Origin of the sequence: Sebaldella sp. S0638 (genome assembly GCF_024158605.1) — a bacterium.
Lineage (GTDB): Bacteria > Fusobacteriota > Fusobacteriia > Fusobacteriales > Leptotrichiaceae > Sebaldella.
Genome location: NZ_JAMZGM010000005.1, coordinates 1 through 17617, shown reverse-complemented (window position 1 = coordinate 17617; position 17617 = coordinate 1). Strand labels below are relative to the sequence as shown.

Below are 17617 nucleotides of genomic sequence, written 5' to 3'. Positions count from 1 at the left end.
CATATAGATTTTAATATTGAAAGGGAGTATATGTCAACTACTAATTTAAAAAATTTTAAACTCGGTCTTCTTACAGGCAGCAGTATTGCGATTGGTTATATTCCGCTCGGGGTTTCCTTTGGAATTTTCTCAAAAAATTCCGGGATGAACTCCTTACTGTCTTTTTTTATGTCTCTGGTTAACTATGCCGGAGCTTCACAATTCATTAGTACCAAGTTAATGTTTGATGGTACTTCCAGAATTTTCGAGATTATTCTGGCAGTTATTATACTGAATTCCAGATATTCTCTGCTGAATCTGCTTATTTACCAAAAACTGGAGGATAAAGCTTCGTTCAAGTTTAAGGCTCTTATAGGGCTGGGTCTTACAGATGAAACAATATCGTATCTTTCTTTTTATTCTAACAGTAATCCTTTTTATATGCTGGGATTAAATACACTGCCGTATCTTTCGTTTGGATTTGGAACACTTGCCGGCTCTTTGTTTGGCGATGTACTGCCGCAGACCTTGTCAAACAGCCTTAATATAATATTGTATGCATTATTTCTGGGACTTATTGTACCTTCCCTGAAAAAAGAAATAAAATATATACGTGTTGTTATACTTGTTATTATAATAAAGCTGATGTTTATATATGTTCCAGTTATAAATATGCTTTCAAACGGCTGGAAAATAAATCTTTCCATACTTCTGGCAGCTGTTATATATACGAATTTATTTTATAAGGAAGATACAGGTGAAAAATATGACTAACCAGAAGATTTTTTTTATTGTTATTATTTTATCATGTTCTACAATTTTTCTGAGACTTATTCCTTTATTTATAAAAGTGGATACTTCTTCACCCAAAGTAAGGACTTTTTTTAAGGCTCTGCCTTTTGCAGCGCTTAGTTCTCTTATATTTCCTGATATATTTACATCCACGGGAAATATGTTTACTTCTTTTATAGGAGCTTTCATAGCTTTTGTTCTTGCTTACAAAAAGGTTAATTTAGGGCTTAACATACTGATTTCTGTGCTTAGTGTTTATTTAATAAGTTTGATTATTTAGATTTTCTTTAATTCAACATTTTTTACTTTACAACCAGCTTAGTATATTGATTTTTATGACTTTATAAGTTATAATAGGATATGATCGACATTTTTATTTAAAATATGGTTTTAGCTTTTTATTATTTATCATTACCCCCATGTTAAAAGGCTAAAGGGGAAAGGGGAAAAAATGAACAATAAGGAAAATATTATTAATTTGATCAAAACCTATGATGTATTAACTAAACCTCAAATTTCAAAGCTTACTAAATTAAGCCTGCCTACCATTAATAAGTATGTTAATGATCTTATTGATGAAAAAATTTTAGAGATAGACTCTACTACCAGAAGACGAACTGAAGGAAAACCTCCGACATATTACCGTCTGAACAGAAATTACGGTAAACTGCTTGGTATATTCTTTCACAGAAACAGTATTATCTTTTTAATTACTAATATAATCGGAAATATTGAGAAAAAAACGCAAAAAAGAATTTCTACTACTAAGAATTTTACTAAAGAAAAAATCGGTGAGATTATCTCGAAATATATAAGAGAAAATAATCTTAAAAACCATATCAAATTTATTTCCATAGGTATACCGGGTATTATAGAAAATGCTTCTAAAATAGTGGAAACTACAATAACACCTTCGCTAAATAACCAGAAACTGGGTTCATATCTTGAATCCAAGCTGGATATACCGGTAATTCTGGAAAATGATATTAACCTTGTAGTGAAAAACCTTCATAACAAAAGGGAATATCAGGATTATAACAACTTAATATATCTTCATATTGGAGATGAAAATAAAAGCATAGTCGGCGGAAGTGTTATTCTTAATGATAAACTTTATACAGGAAAATCCAGCTTTATCGGCGAATTTTCCTATCTGGCTTTTGATGATCACATTTTTGATTCCAAAAGCAAGATTACTTTTGATGGTATGGAAGAATATTTTTTGGAAAAAATAAAAAATCCCCATGAAAAGATAAAGTTTATTTCATCACTTATCCTAAAGTTAATTCCTACACTAAATCCGGAGATTTTATTCATAGAATGTAAACTCATTTCACACGAGGATATTTATGAGATAAATTCATTACTTGAGACTTTCATTGACAAAATGCATCTTCCGGTTATTACCAAAATGGAAAGTAAAGATCTGGGGCTTTTAGGAACTATAGATCATGCTCTGGAATTTCTTTATCCTTAAAAGATTTATTAATGATTATTATATGTACGGACAGTTTTTTCTGTCCTTTTTTATTATATAAAAAGAGACAGAAATACTACATTATTTCTGTCTCATAAAGGGGGGGTTATGAGGTTTTAAACTCATGTGTTAATTATACCACATATATTCCAAAAATCAAGCATAAAATTTATTTTTTTCTTATTAATTAATTTTCCAGAAATTTTTTCCCCTTTTCTACATACTTCATACTTCCAATTTCATCTACGGTAAATTTTCCGTTTTTATACGTGATTTTTACCACTGCTGCATTTGATAATCCTTTATTTTTATCAGGATTATCTGTCATGTCAGAAATCATGACCTGAATAGACATGCCGGAAGAGATAACCAGCACATTTCCCCCGCCTTTTGCCGCTGTCTCTTCAGCTATTTCTTTTAATGCGTTCTGTGTTCTTGTTTTTACCTGACTGTAATTTTCTGCCAGACCTTTTGGGTCTTCCTTTGCTATAGCGTCCACTACTCTGGAAATATCTATTTTATCAAAATTTTTCAGATATTCTTCAGTAGTCATACCCATTCCTTTTGCTGCTGCCTCCTTGGCCGCAGAATTAAAGTCACCTTCAAACCCGCCGTAAAACACTTCTCTTAATCCTTTTTTTTCAATTAATTTATAATCCCTTATCCCCATCTGCATGAGAATTACTTCCATTGTTTCTCTCTGGCGTCCTGCATCACTGGAATAATAACCCGAAAATTTTATATCTTTCAGTCCTTCTCCAAGATATTTTGCTACCTCTATACCCGGTTCGGTAAGAGGTGAATCGGCCCAGCCTTGCACTCTGTCAAAAGTATTAAATAATGTTTTACCGTGTCTGGCAAAATAAATTGTTACTGTATTATTTTTATTTCCTGATACATTTTTCAGAGTTTCTCCCGCTGCTCCCCAAGAAATTAATATAATTAATAAAACCAATATTTTTTTCATTTTCTTCCTCACCATCCTCAGAATATTTTTGGGTTATTTTATATCTTCTCCATTACTTGCTATGACCTTTTTATACCATTCAAATGATTTTTTTCTGCTGCGTTCCAGTGTACCATTTCCGTCATTATCTCTGTCTACATATATAAAGCCGTAACGTTTTTTCATTTCACCGGTTCCTGCACTTATAAGGTCTATACATCCCCATGGTGTATATCCCATTAATTCCACTCCGTCAAGAACTGCTTCTTTCATTTCACGCACATGCTCTCTCAGATATTCTATACGATAATCATCATTTATACTTCCGTCTGCTTCCACTGTATCCACGGCACCCAGTCCGTTTTCCACTATGAATAAAGGCTTTTGATATCTGTCATATATCTCGTTCATTGTTATTCTTAATCCCAGAGGGTCTATCTGCCATCCCCATTCGCTTGCCTGAAGATATGGATTTTTCATAGTTGCAAATACATTTCCTTCAGTTTTATTATTATTCTCAGGGTCTGCACTTGTCAAACGTGACGAATAATAGCTGAATGCTATATAATCCACTGTATTTTCCCTTAGTACCTTTTCATCCCCGTCATGAAATTCCAGTTTTATATTATTTTCCTCAAAAAATCTTCTGCTGTAGCTGGGATAATATCCTCTTGACTGTATATCAATGAAAAAATATCCTTCTCTATTTTTTTCTATTGATTTCCAGACATCAGCAGGATTGCAGGTATATGGATATGTCTGACCCGCTGCAAGCATACATCCTATTTTATTTTCAGGATCAATTTCATGTCCAAGTTTTGTTGCCATGGCAGATGCCACGAGCTGATGATGTGCCGCCTGATACTTTGCCTGAAGAGGATTTTCTTCATTTGTTACATCTATTCCTCCACCAAAAAACGGAATATGAAGTATCATATTTATCTCGTTAAATGTCATCCAATATTTTACTTTACCCTTATATCTCTTGAAAATAACATCACAGAATCTAAGGTAAAAATCAATACATCTTCTGTCCTTCCAGCCGTTATATTTTTTCATAAGTTCCACAGGAGTATCAAAATGATTTATTGTTATTACTGGTTCTATTCCGTATTTTTTACATTCATCGAATAAATTATCATAAAATTCCAGACCCTTTTCATTCGGTGTCATGTCATCGCCGTTTGGAAATATTCTCGGCCAGCATATTGATGTTCTGAAACATTTGAATCCCATTTCTGCAAGCAGTTTTATGTCCTCTTTATATCTATGGTAAAAATCAATGGATTCATGGCTGGGATAAAAATCATATTTTGTCTCCAGTGCCTTCATAGGTTCATCCAAAGCTTCCCATCTTCCATGTGCCGCATCAGGCAGAAGATCCACAGGGGATAGTCCTTTCCCGTCTTCAAGATATGCACCCTCACATTGATTGGCCGCAACGGCACCTCCCCATAAAAAATTTTCTGGTAAAACCGACTGATTTTTTGACATATTATTTTCTCCCTTCAAATTTTATTTATATTAAATTTTAACTTACTATTTTATCAAAGTCAAAAGCTGTTCCATATTATTTATTTCATCTTTATCCACTGCAAGTACATCCATATATTCGTCGGAATTGCTGATAACTATTGGTGTATCAAGAGAAAAGCCTTCATTTCTTATTTTTTCAATATCAAATTTTATAAGCATATCCCCTTTTTTTACTTTGTCATTTTCCTGTACCATAGTTTCAAAATATTTTCCCTCAAGCTGTACAGTATCTATTCCAATATGTATCAATATTTCTGCCCCGTTTTCACTGGTTATTCCTATTGCATGTTTTGTGGCAAATATACTTGTTACTGCTCCGTCTGCCGGTGCTGTGAGTATTCCGACTTCAGGTTCTATTACTATTCCTTTCCCCAAAGCTCCCGAAGCAAATACAGTATCTTTTGTTTCGGAAAGTTTTTTCACCTTCCCTTTTAACGGGCTGAAAATTGTTTCTTTGTTGATACTTTTCTGAAAATTTTCATTTTCTTCTGTTTTTTTCTCATCATTTTCCGGTGACACTGATATCTCGTTAAATCCAAGTATATAAGTAAGCAGAAATGCTATAATCATTGCAATGAAAGCACCTGCTGCACCTGCACCTACATTAGACGTAATAGCCGGATCTGTCACTGTACTCGGTTTTATATAAGTGACTATGGAAAGTACACTTGCCAGTGACATAACAAATCCTTTTACCTGTGCCATTCCCACTATAGCACCGCCTATTCCTCCGCCAATACATGCATATATAAACGGTTTTTTCAGTTTTAGCGTAACACCGTAAACAGTGGGTTCGGTAATTCCAAATATTGCTGATATAATTGATGACCCCGACAGTGACTTCATATCTTTATTTTTAGTTTTCAGGAATACGCCCAGTGTTGCACCAGCCTGCCCTAAAACCGGCGGAAGCAGCATAGGAAGCATTGTATCATACCCCAGTCCTGCAGGCGGTGTTGCCAGATTATTTATCATAATCGGTATAAATGCCCAATGGACACCAAATATTACAAACACCTGCCAGAATGCCCCTACTATCAGACCTGCTATCATAGGACTCAGATTATATGCATTCAGATATAATTTCGATAATATATCTCCCAGATACCCGCCTAAAGGACCCACAAGTATGAATGTTCCAGGAACCATTATCATAAGCACTATAAGCGGTATAATAATGTTTTTTATACTTAGAGGCATAAACTTTTCAAGAAATCTTTCCAGATATCCCTGAACCCATATTGCCAGTAAAATAGGAATTACACTTGAAGCGTATGAAGCACTTACCACAGGTATTCCCAGAAATTCAGCTGCCACAGGTATTCCAAAAAGCGTTTCTCCTGTTGGTGTTCCAAGCAATCCTGTCATATCCGGATATAATAAAGCCATTGCTATCCCCATAGCAACATACTTATTAGCCTTGAATTTTGCTGCTGCTGTTGCTGCAAGCAAAACCGGAAGAAAATAAAATATTCCGTCTCCTGCGGCGTAAAGAATTCTGTAAGTTCCTGATTCCGGACTTAAAAGCATGTTATTATAAGTTGCCAGAGCCAAAAGCCCTTTTAGTATTCCTGCACCTGCCATTGCACCCAGAAATGGCGTAAATATCGATGTAATAGTTGAAATCAATCTGTTTAGAATATTTCCGTCTCCTTTAACCGAAGCATCTTGGGCTTTCAGCTGAATTTCTCCCATGATTTCATTGTAAACCTTAGCTACATTATTTCCTATAACTATTTGAAACTGTCCCCCGCTTTGCACCACTGTTACAACCCCGTCAAGATTCTCAATACCTTTTTTATCAGCCTTGCTTTCGTCTTTCAGCTTAAATCTGAGCCTTGTCGCACAATGAACTAGACTGACAATATTTTCTTTTCCCCCAACCCCTTTGATAATTTTTTCTGATAACATTGCATAATTCATCTGATTTTTTCTCCTTTTCCTGATTTTTACTTAAATTTATTAATAAAAAAAGACCAAAACTAAAACATATAAATCTATACTAAATTTATATATTATAATTCAGGTCTTGCCTCAAAAATGTTCTTAAGTAACAATCCATCTATATTCTATTTGTTAATTCCATTCTTTTCTCAGCTTTTCTATATGAATACTCAGATATACCATTTCATCCTTTGAAAAACTGTAATTATAATTCTTTTTGATATGTTCAAAAATCTTGACCATACATGCGAATGATTCTTTGTAACTTGCTCTTATTACATTAAAAAGTTCGTCATCATTACTGTGATTACATGGAACATTGTTAAGAAGTCTCTGTGCCAGAAACTTCAGATGAACAATAAATCTGTAATATGTCTGATTTTCCTCATCCAGCTCCACATTGAAATAATATTTTACTATATTGGTTATTTCTTTTATCAGTTTGGTTATAATCATCACATTCATCATGTTTTCATTTAACTCGGCATTTACTATATGAAGTGCTATAAAACCTGCTTCATCATCAGGGAGTGAGATATTCACAATATTATGTATTATTTTTAACGCTTCCTGCCCTATCAGATACTCATCCTTATAACTGCTTTTTATTTCCCAGAATAAAATATTCTTGAGCGACTGACCGTCATTGAACCTTTTTACTGCAAAATATATATGGTCTGATAAAGTTATGTATATTGTATCGCTAAGTTTCATCTGCAGCTTTTCTTCTGCTAGCTTCACTATTTTTTCAGTAATATCAATATATTCAGCAGGTATTCTTTCTATAGTATCTTCCAGTTTTTTATACAGGTTTTTATCGTTTTTTGTTTGTGTGAATATTTTTTCTATTTTACTTTCGTCTACCACATCACCGCGCTTTTTTCCGAAAGCCATACCGCATCCCATAACGATTACTTCTTCTCCGGCTTCGGTTTTCACAGTGACAACATTGTTATTTAATATTCTTAATATCTTCATATTATACCTTCTATAAAAATATTTTCTTTCCTGCTGCAAATTTCCACTTTATGTTATAATTCTATCCAATTTATATATTTTTGTCAAATTTATTTTTATTTCTTTATCTTTCGGCAACTTATTTTACAGCACTTATTATTTGTATACAGCGAACTTTTCAATGTTCTTTTATTCTGTATTTTCAATTTTAGCTGCATAAAAAAAGTGCAGTTTTTTTACCATAATTTTCAGGTAAAAACTGCACTTATATATTTATTTTACTGTTTGTATTGCCGGAGGTGTCCAACTTCCGCTTAATATTTCATTTTTAGGCCAGTATGAACGTATAAATAACATGAAACGTTCTCCGTCTTTTACCGGCAGCCAGTTGCTTACTTTGTCTGCTGACGGTTTTTCAGCCTAAATATATAATGTCAATGAACCATCTTTATTATATTTTAGATTTTTAGTTTTTGTCCCGATTGAATAACGCGATATTTCATTCTGAATGAAAAAGTGATACTGATCATACGCTGTTAATGACCAGAAACCATCTACAGGGGGTACTTGTCCTTTATTGAACGTTAGTGTATATTTACTGCTTCCGTTTAATAATACTTTATTAGAATCAAATTCAAGTGTAAAATAAGCTGTTTCTTTATATTTATTAGCGAATATATTAGATTTTGCCACAGCTACTCTTGTCATATAATCCCTTTTAAAATCTGATCCGTTTAAGAAAGTATGCCAGTTATTCGGCAGTTCTGTTCCATAATTATGAGGTTCAAATAATGGTGCCAGAATTTCTTTATCAGCCTTTAATACTGCATCTGTAAATACTTTTTTTGCCTGCGGATTTTTACTTATATAGTCTAAAACCTGCTGTATTCCTGCATAAAGGTCTTTTTCCCCGTCCATAGGCGGTACTTCTTTTAAAATCAACGGCAGTTCCTCTACGAATTTTTCAGGTATAACCCATTGTGTTTCCCCGCTTCCGCTTGGTTCTGCTGCTGGTACTTTTGGAGTGGTATTTTTCCAGTCTTTGGTCTTCATCTTTCCATCATACTGGCTCAAAGGATACATCATAATCTGGCTTACCATTAGCTGTATAGCTGCTTTATCTTTTGGATCATCCGTTACAAAAACACGCGGTGTAATAAATCCTAAATTAGTATCCATATGAAGAACACCTGTGATTCCCTTAGGTGTTTCACCTTTCCAGCCAGGCCCTGCTAACAGATAAAATCCAGGTTTGCTTTTATACATAGAACCTATTTCTGATAATTCATCAGTTCTTTGGTTTCCAATCTGATAAAGCCAGTATCTGTCTTTAAAATCCGGAATCTGTATTACTACCGGCTCTTTTTCCAGTGAAAAAAGACCGAAACCATAAACTACATCCTGATTTGGTGCTGCTACCAGTCAAAATAATACTATTAATAACTTTCTTTTCTTTTTTACTGTGTTTCTGTGTCTGTACAAACCAGACATTTATCAATTGGTAATTTATTTATAGCAAAATAAATAGACTGTGTCAATTTTTTAAAAATTTATTTTTACTTTGTTTATATAAATAAAATTTAAATTATTTACTGAATTTTTTTCACCTATATAAACAGAATCTTCCAATTTTTTTAATCGATCATTCCATCAAATTTTTATACAGCATGTTTCTCTTATATATAGAAATATAAAAAGAATCTTTTAAAAAGATTCCGATTGATTATTCCATTAAATATTTTATACAATATATACCTGTTATTCCTATACATACATATATCAAACGGCTGTAATTACTAAACCATCCAAATAATACTTCTATCAGATCAAATCCAAATACTCCCACAATCCCCCAATTTAAGGCACTAAATATTAAAACTGCCGATATTATTAGATTTTTCTTACTGGTTTTCATAGAAGCCACCTCATTTTTTTATATACAAATATTCTAGCATAAAGTTTTATTTTTGTATACAAATTTATTAAGTTTCAGAAAACTTTTTTCTCTTTCATCATTTATTATAAACTTTAAAAATCATAGTATTATTCTTCAAAATCAGGCACAAAAAAAGAATCCTGTAAAAACGGATTCTTAAATTTTAATATCCGGATGCTGATGCAAATACTCCTAATATCATTACTACAACAAAGAATAATATATATAAAACTATCCATATTATAAATCCGATCAAGAGCAGTTTCAGTCCTTTTGCCAAATTACCAAGTGCTTCTTTCAGACTTGACCCGCTGTTATTCAGAGCTGTATCGCTCATAAATCCGCCAGATTTAAATACGCTTATTCCTCCCATAATAATTGGTACTCCCGCTGCTGCGCCAATTATTGTCAAACACATAAAAGCTCCGCTGATTATATTAAGAACACCCATTACCTGCTGGATTATTCCTATGAATCTTATTTGCTTCGTAAGTGTTTCGTCCATTTCCATTTCTAATACTTTTTTTTCGCTAAATACATCTTCCATACTTCCTCCTTTATTTGTATATGAATTTCAAATTATTGTTCCTTATTTTATCATGTTTTTTATATAAAAACAACATAATAACATTGTTATATTTAAATAAAAGTATTCATTTTCATTATTATTCATATTTTATCAGTTTCATTTTCCCGGAGTTTTCTTCTTTTATTATATATACACCGTTTTTATCTTTAAATCTGATATCTATTACAGGATAGCAGCCGATTGCAGGTTCTGTTTCCTCTAACTCTATGATGTCAGAATATATCTCCAGGGTTTTTCTGTCCAAACCTTTGATTATCTGCGTGCCATAATAGACATTTTTCTCATCCCTACCTATTGAAGAATGAATTTGTCTAAATGTTTTTATATCTGCTTTCATAAGTTTTTTTGATACGACTCCGTCATAATAAAATATCTCATTATTATCTGTAAAATATCCCACTTCAAAACAATTATACGGATATACAACGCTTTCTTTTACTTCTGGTTCTGTTTTTGCAGTATAATTTTTTTCTGAATATTCTGCTTTCAGATATGTATTTGAAAAAATAAAACATGAAAAAACTAATACTCCGATTATAACCCATAACTTATTTTTCATTTTATACTCCTTTTTTGTCATAAAGTAATATGTAAATTTCCACTTGATTTACAATCTCCACTTTCTATCTCAAATATTTAAATACTTACAATAACATAGTATTTTTTTATTTTTTATTTATAATAAATTTATGTTATAATAATTCATAGTATCTTATTTTAAGTATAATCTTATAAATTTATCATACAGAAAGGTGATTTTTATGATTCATAATTTAACAAAAAGATATCTTTTAGACATTTCTACAGGAATTTGTCATGATTTAAACCATATCCGAAAAAATTGTCAGATCGAAGACCTAAAATCTCATTATATTTTTAGTGCTGATTCTTTGGATGAGGAAGTAAAAAGGCATCCTACCTATAAGACTAAATGCAGACATTGTATGCCTTGGCATGACTATGATTAATTTTTTATACTTATTCAGGATTTTAACAGAATGTATTGTATATCAATAAATAGATTCACAGAAGTCTGGTAAGGGCTTCTTTTTTATATTTCTGTATTATACTATTCTTCCCGTCGTTTATATATTTATTTTACTAATATATAATCGATTTTTTAACCATTCATTAAAAAAGTCTATTTGTTGTTTTGTATGAAAATAATGTTCACCGTTTTCCATAATCATTAAGTCGCAGCTAAAAACCTCTGCAAATTCAGATATTATATCATATTCTGTTATTTCGTCCTTTGAGCCGTATAAAACAGAAGTCGGAACATTCCAGACAGAAACAGGATTGGATTTCACATAGCAGTAATAATCCCAATACAGTATCTGACCCACAGGTGTCGCTATTTCTTTTTTTCTCTCTAATTCATCTTTACTTACATTAAACCATAACATCATATTTTCAATGATTTTTTCCATATTTACAACAGGTGATAAAAACAATGCCTGATTTAATTTTTCATTTTTATATGCCAAAAGGCTGAAATAAGCCCCCATGCTGCAGGCAAATAAGCTTATATTTTCATATCTTTCCCTTACATATTTTATTATTCCGGTCAGATCTTTTTCACAATTCTGAACTTTACATAATGTCTCTTCATTTTTTCTGTCTCCATGTTCAGGCAGATCAAAGCTTAGTACCTGATATCCCGCTTCAGCAGCCTTTTCTGCGAACTGCACAATTACCTCATCTTCTTTATGAGACATATTTCCATGTACTGCTATAAAGATTTTTTCTTTATGATCTCCCCATAATATAGCCGGTATTCCTTCAATTATCAATTTTTGTTTTATCATTTTTCTTCCCCATTAATTTTTTTGCTAAAATTTATAAATACAGCTTTCTCTTCAAAAATTTTTAAAATACTTCTTTAAGCTCATATCTTACACCATTATCTTCCAGTATATACCCGGAACTTCCGCATCCGTAACCCCATACCGGCCTTATCGGCGGAGTTATTTCTTTTATTATTTTAAATGTTTTCGGATTTATATCTTTAAGAATTTCTCCCTGATAATACACATTATTCTTGTCTTTTGCCAGAATACTGTAATTTACAGACCTTATGATTTCAAAGGTAGAATAATCCGCTTTTTCCAACTCTTTTTTCTCCTTGCTTTCATAATATACTTTGTCATTTTCCATTAAATATCCCCTGAACAAACAGCTCAGAGAAAAACTATACTGAAAAAACATAAACATTCCTGCTAAAATTATTAACTTTTTTTTCATATTTCCTCTTTCCTCCTTAAATATTTTTCTTATTATAACATACAGATTAACACAGTGCCAGCCTGTCACACAGGAATATCAGCGGTCTATTCTGTAAACATCAGGTATTAAAGCTTCCGCAGCAAAAATATTAAGATAATAAATCTGCTCAAATACTGGAAAATGAACTATAAAATTATTTTCCCTTCTTTCTTCCTGTTTATCTATATTTGAATTCGTGTTATAATGTTATAACTAAATAAAGGAGGAATAAAATGCCTATCAAAGCAAAATATAATAAGGACTCAAAATTTTCCGATTTACTTGATTTCAATATAGAAAAACAGCTTAAACAACAGTTAGATGAAAAATTTCATCCTGATGTTCCTGCTAAAAATAATATAATAAGAATTGATTTTAATATTCTTTTTCCGCCAAAATTTATCAACTCTTGTACTAACGGTGAATTTACCAATATTAATGACTTTTTTGGAGCTGTTAATATTTTTACACATGATGATTTAGAAAATATCTCCCAGAAAACCATTGATGATCATATAAAAGAACATACAAAATTCAATGACCTTCAGGAGTTTTTAGATAATGCGAATTCTTTTAAAGGCTAATACAGCTTTATGAGTTATAGATTTATAAATTTTTTATACAGGCGGTAAAACTATGAAAATGATACTTTCAATGCTATTCTTATTGTTGACTTCACTCTCTCCCGGAGAACCTAAAGATGTTATTTCCGGTACAGGTAAAATTAATTTTGAACTGTATGGCTGCTGCTATACTGATAACGACGGAACAGATCTATGCACTACATGTGAAGATATTTATATTGTTTTGGACAGTCCTGTCACTTATAACGAACAAACATACACAATATTAAAAATCAATAATCATAACTATGAAAATGAAATATATAACTTATCAGATAAAAAAGTAAAAATCAGCGGGGAAACGGTCTCTTCCCAAGATGATATCTTAGTTATTAAATTAATAAAATTGGAATCTATCTAAATTTTTTTTATTTTATACAGAATTCTATAAAAGAGGAGATTGATAAAACGAGATTTAATGAAATGACAGTTCGAATTCTGGTGCGGGGGAATTACGGGGAATGTTTTGATTTTTACACTCAGAAATTAGGATTAGCAGCAACCTGGGGCGACAGAAACGGACCGTATACATCTTTTGCTGTGAAGGAAGGAGAAACTCCATGTTTTGCCATCTTTGACGGGAATCATATGACAATGTTCGAGGGATACAAGCAGCCGAATACTAAGGCTCAGCCTGATACTATTGTGGCTGTGATACCTTCTGATAATTTAGACGAAGACTACGAAAAACTGAAAACAGCGGGTGTGGAATTTTTAGGTGAACCGCAATACATTGAAGACTGGGGAATGCGTTGTGTTTATTTTAGAGACCCTGATGGTAATTTATTTGAATTAAATGATACCAATACAGTTTAGGAACGACTCTAAAAATACTATCTTAAAGTAAAAAGAATTCTAATAAAAAACAGCATTTTTCATTTTTTAAATATGATAATGAGAGCCTTAAAATTAAGACTCTCATTTTTTAATTGACTATAATGTCAAATATATTATCTGTTCTTTTTGTAATTTACATTTTTTAATTTTCTTATTCATATTACAAAAAATCTTGTTATTTTTAATTAAATAATCTAACCGGCTGTTAGAAATCCTCAGTTTATCTTTCAAAATAGATATTACTTTAATATCAAACTGATAATCCGATATCAGGTGTATTTCAAAATTATTCTTAAAACCATTGTTGGTATAGATATCAATGTGTTTCCCTGTTAAAGTATAACTCGGAGGCAATATTTCAAATCCTGCTTTTGCTAAATGATTACAGTCCATAGTGTAATAATGAGCTAAATCACTATCATTTCCAGAAAATTTATCAAGTATTTCATTGGAAAAATAATTGTGTTTCACTCTTGAAAATAACTCTTGTTTCCATGTAGTTTTGCAATTTGAGCAGTTATAAATAAGCCATACATCGAGATTCTTCTGATTGGCATTTACCCTAAATAATTTAGATGATAAAAATTCGCTTTTTCTTCCGCACTTTTTACAATATTTTTTTATTCTTGGAAGTGAAGTATATTCCACTCTCCAAATAATTTTTTCCATATTAAAATATCCTTTACTATTATTTTGTTTTGAAATAGTAAAGCAAAAAAAGGCGGGGTTATTTTAAATCCGTATGTAATTCCCAAATCGATCACTCCTAAAATTTTTTTGATAAAATGTATTATTTGAAATTTTAGTACATTGGCCCAGCCACCTTTCATAAATTTAATATGGTTATATTTATATTACGTTTTTTTACTTACTTTGTTTACTTTTCAATCCATACTCATATACTGAATATAAGATCATTTTCTGAATTTATTATATCATATTTTTTACATTTAAAATAAATATTTATTCAAATAAATTATAATTTTATTTTACATTTGGATAATATATGATTTTTTCAAAAAAATTATATTAAAAAAAATGCCTTTCAAGACAGCAGAATCTGAAAAGGCAGGATTTTACTTATATTCAATATTAGCTCTGCTTCGTACAGGAATACTCTGACTGAATATCTTTTAAAAATATATATTCTTTACTTTTTCGTTTAATATTATTGCTCTTGTTCGAGAATATGAATGTCTTTAACATAAAACGTCTTTGCATAGTATTTAATTTTTAGATTATCTTTCGTTTAAGCGTAAAAACTATCAGATGCGTTGCTCCTTCATGGCGGTTTACTGTTACTGTACTTACTGCTTCCCAGCCATCTGCTCCCAATTTATTCAATGTTGGCTGGATATCTTTTATAGCCATAGATATAAAATTTGATCTTCCAAACTCTAAAACCTGATATTCAAATTTTTCCATACTCTCTTCTCCTCTTTTTTCTTTTTAATATTTTTTAGTTAATTTCGTAAATTTTACCGGAATCAGTGACATTGTCATTAATAATTCAGAGTTATATCATTCTTATATTTTTCATAATTACCACTTATCAAAGCGAGTTAACTTATAACTACTAATTATACCGCCATACTGCACTCTAAACCACATCTGCCTTCTAGTCATATAATTATTATCTTTCAACCATCTAAATTACAAATTCAACAGCTCTTTCTTTTTTAACTGAAATTCATCCTCTGTAATAATTTCCCTATCTAACAATTCCTTATATTTAATAATTTCAATATACGGATCTTTTTCTATTCTTTCATTTTTTTCAGTCAATAAAGTTTTTATTTTTTCATTACCATTTTTAATTGTCTTTTTTATAGCTTTTCTTTCTATAAATATCCATAAAATTCCTTCTAACAAAACTTTAAACATAACCACTCCTAATTTTTTCTTTTTCAGTTATCTAAAAATTCATCTGTGTTCTGAATTCCTAACTTTCTTCTCTGCACTCCTTAATTAATTCATTCTTCATTTTACCCTGAATTCAATTTTATTGCAATGAAAAACAATCCCATAAAATGTTTAAGCATGATTAAACATCACATTTCTGCTGCATTTTTAATACTCTAATGCTAGTAATATTTCATTGCTTTTATTCAGTAAATGAATTATAATCTATTTATAGTTAAAAAATTAATTAATTTTTTTAAAGGAGAAGCATATGAGAAAACTTTTATTGTTTACTATAATGTTATTTATAGTTTTAAGTATTCAATCTTTAGCAGGGTGCGGAGCACAAATATGTACTTGCCCTAACGGAGGATATGTTACTTTTGGACAAGATTGTCCCGGCAGCACCAGAACTACTTATTATGGAGGAATAGCAATTAATCCGCATACAAGGGCTTTTTACTCATCATGGAATTATAAAAATGGCGAAGAAGCAGAGGCAGCCGCCTTAAAAGGCTGCGGCAGCAATTGTGTCTCAACTTGGGCAAGTTCTACTTATATGATAATAGCAATTTCTGAAGATGAGAAAAACTGGGGTTATGGGGCTTCTAATACTCAAAGTGAGGCTTGGAATAAGGCAGTTGCTATGTGTCAAAAATCAGGAAAGACATGCCATGTTGCATTAATTGGTTACCCTGATGAAAAAGCCAGATATGTCTATTGGGGAGCGGTTTCCTATAATCCTGATACAGGTCAGACAGGAAAAACTTCGAACGGACTTCGAAAAAGATCTACTGAAAATACAGCTCTTGTAAACGGTGGATGCACTTATAATCCCAATTGTTATTTCTACGCCTTTCAAACTGGTTATGGCGCATTAGCTAAAGGAGAATCAAATAAAGTTTACTCAGGTTCTTCAAATAAAAGTCTGAAAGATGCAGAAAAACAGGCTGAAAAAAATTGTAAAAAAGAAAGCGGCGATAAACAGTGTAAAGCACTGGTTAGCTCTGAAAAAGAAACAAAAAAATAATTTAACAAAAGAAAATATATGAAAAAATTATTATTATTTGGAATTCTATCCCTGCTGTCTTTTTAGAATTATGACTGCAGGGAAAATATTCCTCCGAAAATATGCAAAATACACAAAATTAATAACGAGAGATCTCACCAAACAGCGGACTTGTACTGAAGACTAAATCATTCCTAAAAGCAAGACTGCTTCATGCCTTCTCTTATTAAATTAATATTCTGCTTTCTTTATCTCTTGTAATTTGTTTATTATTTCTGCTTTTTTATTATTAGTTTCATTCTCAAGACTCATCTCGTAATATTTTTTAGCTGATTCATATTTTTTTTGCTCAAAATAACAATCGCCTAAATTAGCTATTGCTTCAAGATTTCCTGTTTCAATTGCTAATTTATAATATTTCTCTGCTAAATCCCATTTTTTTTGTTCATGGTATAAAACTGCGAGATTATTAAACGCCGTTTCACTACCTGCTTCTATAGATTCTTTATAATATTTCTCAGATAATTGATAATTTTTCTTTATAAAATAAACAGCGCTTAAATTAGTTTTTGATACAATATCATCCGGCTCTGACAATAGAAATATATTATAATATTTTATGGCTAAGTCATATTCATGCAGCTTGAGCCTGTGATAAAAAGTCTGTAAATAAAAAAATCTTTTTATGATAAACTAAAAACAGGAGGACTTTATTATGAAAAAGAAGCAGTTAACGCCAAAACAGACTTTGATAGCCCAAATGATAGAAATGTATGATATCAAAGATACCAAGGATATTCAAGAAGCATTAAAAGACTTGCTTGG

The 17617-nt window shown here is 31.4% G+C and carries 20 protein-coding genes and 1 pseudogene; 7 read left to right on the top strand and 14 right to left on the bottom strand.

The window, feature by feature from the left end; translation table 11 throughout:
* Positions 1-30 precede the first annotated feature (30 nt).
* The 3 genes from NK213_RS02685 to NK213_RS02675 all read left to right on the top strand — a co-directional run bounded on the left by NK213_RS02685 (position 31) and on the right by NK213_RS02675 (position 2248).
* Entirely contained in the window at positions 31-753 is a 723-nt protein-coding gene (locus NK213_RS02685) for an AzlC family ABC transporter permease (RefSeq protein ID WP_253346408.1), read from the top strand.
* Positions 746-1051, top strand: a complete 306-nt coding sequence (locus NK213_RS02680) for an AzlD domain-containing protein (protein WP_253346407.1) — start codon at positions 746-748, stop codon at positions 1049-1051. Before NK213_RS02685 ends, NK213_RS02680 begins: the two co-directional genes overlap by 8 nt.
* 171 nt (positions 1052-1222) lie before the next feature.
* Entirely contained in the window at positions 1223-2248 is a 1026-nt protein-coding gene (locus NK213_RS02675; RefSeq protein ID WP_253346406.1) for an ROK family protein, read from the top strand.
* A gap of 187 nt (positions 2249-2435) precedes the next feature.
* On the opposite strand, the gene NK213_RS02670 is transcribed toward NK213_RS02675, so the two are convergent.
* From NK213_RS02670 to NK213_RS02625, 10 genes and pseudogenes are all read right to left on the bottom strand, one after another.
* The gene (locus tag NK213_RS02670) at positions 2436-3215 is read right to left on the bottom strand and encodes a histidine phosphatase family protein (RefSeq protein WP_253346405.1); all 780 of its coding nucleotides are present in this window, start codon (positions 3213-3215) and stop codon (positions 2436-2438) included.
* A gap of 33 nt (positions 3216-3248) precedes the next feature.
* Complete coding sequence (locus tag NK213_RS02665) at positions 3249-4688, bottom strand: 6-phospho-beta-glucosidase (RefSeq protein ID WP_253346404.1); 1440 nt, start codon at positions 4686-4688, stop codon at positions 3249-3251.
* Positions 4689-4733: 45 nt separating this feature from the next.
* Positions 4734-6653, bottom strand: a complete 1920-nt coding sequence (locus NK213_RS02660; protein ID WP_253346403.1) for a beta-glucoside-specific PTS transporter subunit IIABC — start codon at positions 6651-6653, stop codon at positions 4734-4736.
* A gap of 153 nt (positions 6654-6806) precedes the next feature.
* Positions 6807-7652 (bottom strand): BglG family transcription antiterminator LicT, encoded by an 846-nt coding sequence (licT, locus tag NK213_RS02655; protein ID WP_253346402.1) that lies wholly within the window; start codon positions 7650-7652, stop codon positions 6807-6809.
* 252 nt (positions 7653-7904) lie between these two features.
* Positions 7905-9053, bottom strand: a pseudogene (locus tag NK213_RS02650) (DUF1214 domain-containing protein).
* Between the two features lie 301 nt (positions 9054-9354).
* A complete protein-coding gene (locus NK213_RS02645; RefSeq protein ID WP_253346401.1) occupies positions 9355-9546 on the bottom strand; it encodes a DUF378 domain-containing protein in 192 nt (63 codons plus the stop codon).
* Positions 9547-9730: 184 nt separating this feature from the next.
* Positions 9731-10114, bottom strand: coding sequence for a DUF5362 domain-containing protein (locus tag NK213_RS02640; RefSeq protein WP_253346400.1), 384 nt, complete (start codon positions 10112-10114; stop codon positions 9731-9733).
* A gap of 118 nt (positions 10115-10232) precedes the next feature.
* The gene (locus NK213_RS02635; RefSeq protein ID WP_253346399.1) at positions 10233-10715 is read right to left on the bottom strand and encodes a DKNYY domain-containing protein; all 483 of its coding nucleotides are present in this window, start codon (positions 10713-10715) and stop codon (positions 10233-10235) included.
* Between the two features lie 526 nt (positions 10716-11241).
* A complete protein-coding gene (locus tag NK213_RS02630; protein ID WP_253346398.1) occupies positions 11242-11964 on the bottom strand; it encodes a carboxylesterase in 723 nt (240 codons plus the stop codon).
* Positions 11965-12025: 61 nt separating this feature from the next.
* Complete coding sequence (locus tag NK213_RS02625; protein WP_253346397.1) at positions 12026-12400, bottom strand: DKNYY domain-containing protein; 375 nt, start codon at positions 12398-12400, stop codon at positions 12026-12028.
* 254 nt (positions 12401-12654) lie between these two features.
* Here NK213_RS02625 and NK213_RS02620 point away from each other — a divergent pair, with 254 nt between their 5' ends.
* The 3 genes from NK213_RS02620 to NK213_RS02610 all read left to right on the top strand — a co-directional run bounded on the left by NK213_RS02620 (position 12655) and on the right by NK213_RS02610 (position 13860).
* A complete protein-coding gene (locus tag NK213_RS02620; RefSeq protein ID WP_253346396.1) occupies positions 12655-13005 on the top strand; it encodes a hypothetical protein in 351 nt (116 codons plus the stop codon).
* A 52-nt stretch (positions 13006-13057) separates the two neighbouring features.
* Positions 13058-13405: a hypothetical protein gene (locus NK213_RS02615; protein ID WP_253346395.1), complete on the top strand. Its 348-nt coding sequence runs from the start codon at positions 13058-13060 to the stop codon at positions 13403-13405.
* A 62-nt stretch (positions 13406-13467) separates the two neighbouring features.
* Positions 13468-13860: a VOC family protein gene (locus NK213_RS02610; protein WP_253346394.1), complete on the top strand. Its 393-nt coding sequence runs from the start codon at positions 13468-13470 to the stop codon at positions 13858-13860.
* A gap of 117 nt (positions 13861-13977) precedes the next feature.
* Here NK213_RS02610 and NK213_RS02605 read toward each other — a convergent pair whose 3' ends face one another.
* From NK213_RS02605 to NK213_RS02595, 3 genes are all read right to left on the bottom strand, one after another.
* Positions 13978-14550, bottom strand: coding sequence for a DUF1062 domain-containing protein (locus NK213_RS02605; RefSeq protein WP_253346393.1), 573 nt, complete (start codon positions 14548-14550; stop codon positions 13978-13980).
* Between the two features lie 564 nt (positions 14551-15114).
* Complete coding sequence (locus NK213_RS02600) at positions 15115-15306, bottom strand: DUF4177 domain-containing protein (protein ID WP_253346392.1); 192 nt, start codon at positions 15304-15306, stop codon at positions 15115-15117.
* 228 nt (positions 15307-15534) lie between these two features.
* Positions 15535-15765: an SHOCT domain-containing protein gene (locus NK213_RS02595; protein WP_253346391.1), complete on the bottom strand. Its 231-nt coding sequence runs from the start codon at positions 15763-15765 to the stop codon at positions 15535-15537.
* A gap of 289 nt (positions 15766-16054) precedes the next feature.
* On the opposite strand from NK213_RS02595, the gene NK213_RS02590 reads away from it, so the two are divergent.
* Complete coding sequence (locus NK213_RS02590; RefSeq protein WP_253346390.1) at positions 16055-16813, top strand: DUF4189 domain-containing protein; 759 nt, start codon at positions 16055-16057, stop codon at positions 16811-16813.
* A gap of 210 nt (positions 16814-17023) precedes the next feature.
* Here the strand turns inward: NK213_RS02590 and NK213_RS02585 are convergent, their stop codons facing one another.
* Positions 17024-17389 (bottom strand): tetratricopeptide repeat protein, encoded by a 366-nt coding sequence (locus tag NK213_RS02585; RefSeq protein WP_253346389.1) that lies wholly within the window; start codon positions 17387-17389, stop codon positions 17024-17026.
* Positions 17390-17617: the final 228 nt, after the last annotated feature.

Excerpts from the sequence above, each read along its gene's own strand:
- NK213_RS02645 (WP_253346401.1), bottom strand. The coding sequence starts at position 9,546 with ATGAAAACCAGTAAGAAAAATCTAATAATATCGGCAGTTTTAATATTT.
- NK213_RS02660 (WP_253346403.1), bottom strand. The coding sequence starts at position 6,653 with ATGAATTATGCAATGTTATCAGAAAAAATTATCAAAGGGGTTGGGGGA.
- NK213_RS02620 (WP_253346396.1), top strand. The coding sequence starts at position 12,655 with ATGCCTATCAAAGCAAAATATAATAAGGACTCAAAATTTTCCGATTTA.
- NK213_RS02600 (WP_253346392.1), bottom strand. The coding sequence starts at position 15,306 with ATGGAAAAATTTGAATATCAGGTTTTAGAGTTTGGAAGATCAAATTTT.
- NK213_RS02670 (WP_253346405.1), bottom strand. The coding sequence starts at position 3,215 with ATGAAAAAAATATTGGTTTTATTAATTATATTAATTTCTTGGGGAGCA.
- NK213_RS02590 (WP_253346390.1), top strand. The coding sequence starts at position 16,055 with ATGAGAAAACTTTTATTGTTTACTATAATGTTATTTATAGTTTTAAGT.
- NK213_RS02630 (WP_253346398.1), bottom strand. The coding sequence starts at position 11,964 with ATGATAAAACAAAAATTGATAATTGAAGGAATACCGGCTATATTATGG.
- NK213_RS02675 (WP_253346406.1), top strand. The coding sequence starts at position 1,223 with ATGAACAATAAGGAAAATATTATTAATTTGATCAAAACCTATGATGTA.
- NK213_RS02640 (WP_253346400.1), bottom strand. The coding sequence starts at position 10,114 with ATGGAAGATGTATTTAGCGAAAAAAAAGTATTAGAAATGGAAATGGAC.
- NK213_RS02680 (WP_253346407.1), top strand. The coding sequence starts at position 746 with ATGACTAACCAGAAGATTTTTTTTATTGTTATTATTTTATCATGTTCT.
- NK213_RS02625 (WP_253346397.1), bottom strand. The coding sequence starts at position 12,400 with ATGAAAAAAAAGTTAATAATTTTAGCAGGAATGTTTATGTTTTTTCAG.
- NK213_RS02685 (WP_253346408.1), top strand. The coding sequence starts at position 31 with ATGTCAACTACTAATTTAAAAAATTTTAAACTCGGTCTTCTTACAGGC.
- licT (WP_253346402.1), bottom strand. The coding sequence starts at position 7,652 with ATGAAGATATTAAGAATATTAAATAACAATGTTGTCACTGTGAAAACC.
- NK213_RS02665 (WP_253346404.1), bottom strand. The coding sequence starts at position 4,688 with ATGTCAAAAAATCAGTCGGTTTTACCAGAAAATTTTTTATGGGGAGGT.
- NK213_RS02595 (WP_253346391.1), bottom strand. The coding sequence starts at position 15,765 with ATGTTTAAAGTTTTGTTAGAAGGAATTTTATGGATATTTATAGAAAGA.
- NK213_RS02635 (WP_253346399.1), bottom strand. The coding sequence starts at position 10,715 with ATGAAAAATAAGTTATGGGTTATAATCGGAGTATTAGTTTTTTCATGT.
- NK213_RS02605 (WP_253346393.1), bottom strand. The coding sequence starts at position 14,550 with ATGGAAAAAATTATTTGGAGAGTGGAATATACTTCACTTCCAAGAATA.
- NK213_RS02615 (WP_253346395.1), top strand. The coding sequence starts at position 13,058 with ATGAAAATGATACTTTCAATGCTATTCTTATTGTTGACTTCACTCTCT.
- NK213_RS02610 (WP_253346394.1), top strand. The coding sequence starts at position 13,468 with ATGACAGTTCGAATTCTGGTGCGGGGGAATTACGGGGAATGTTTTGAT.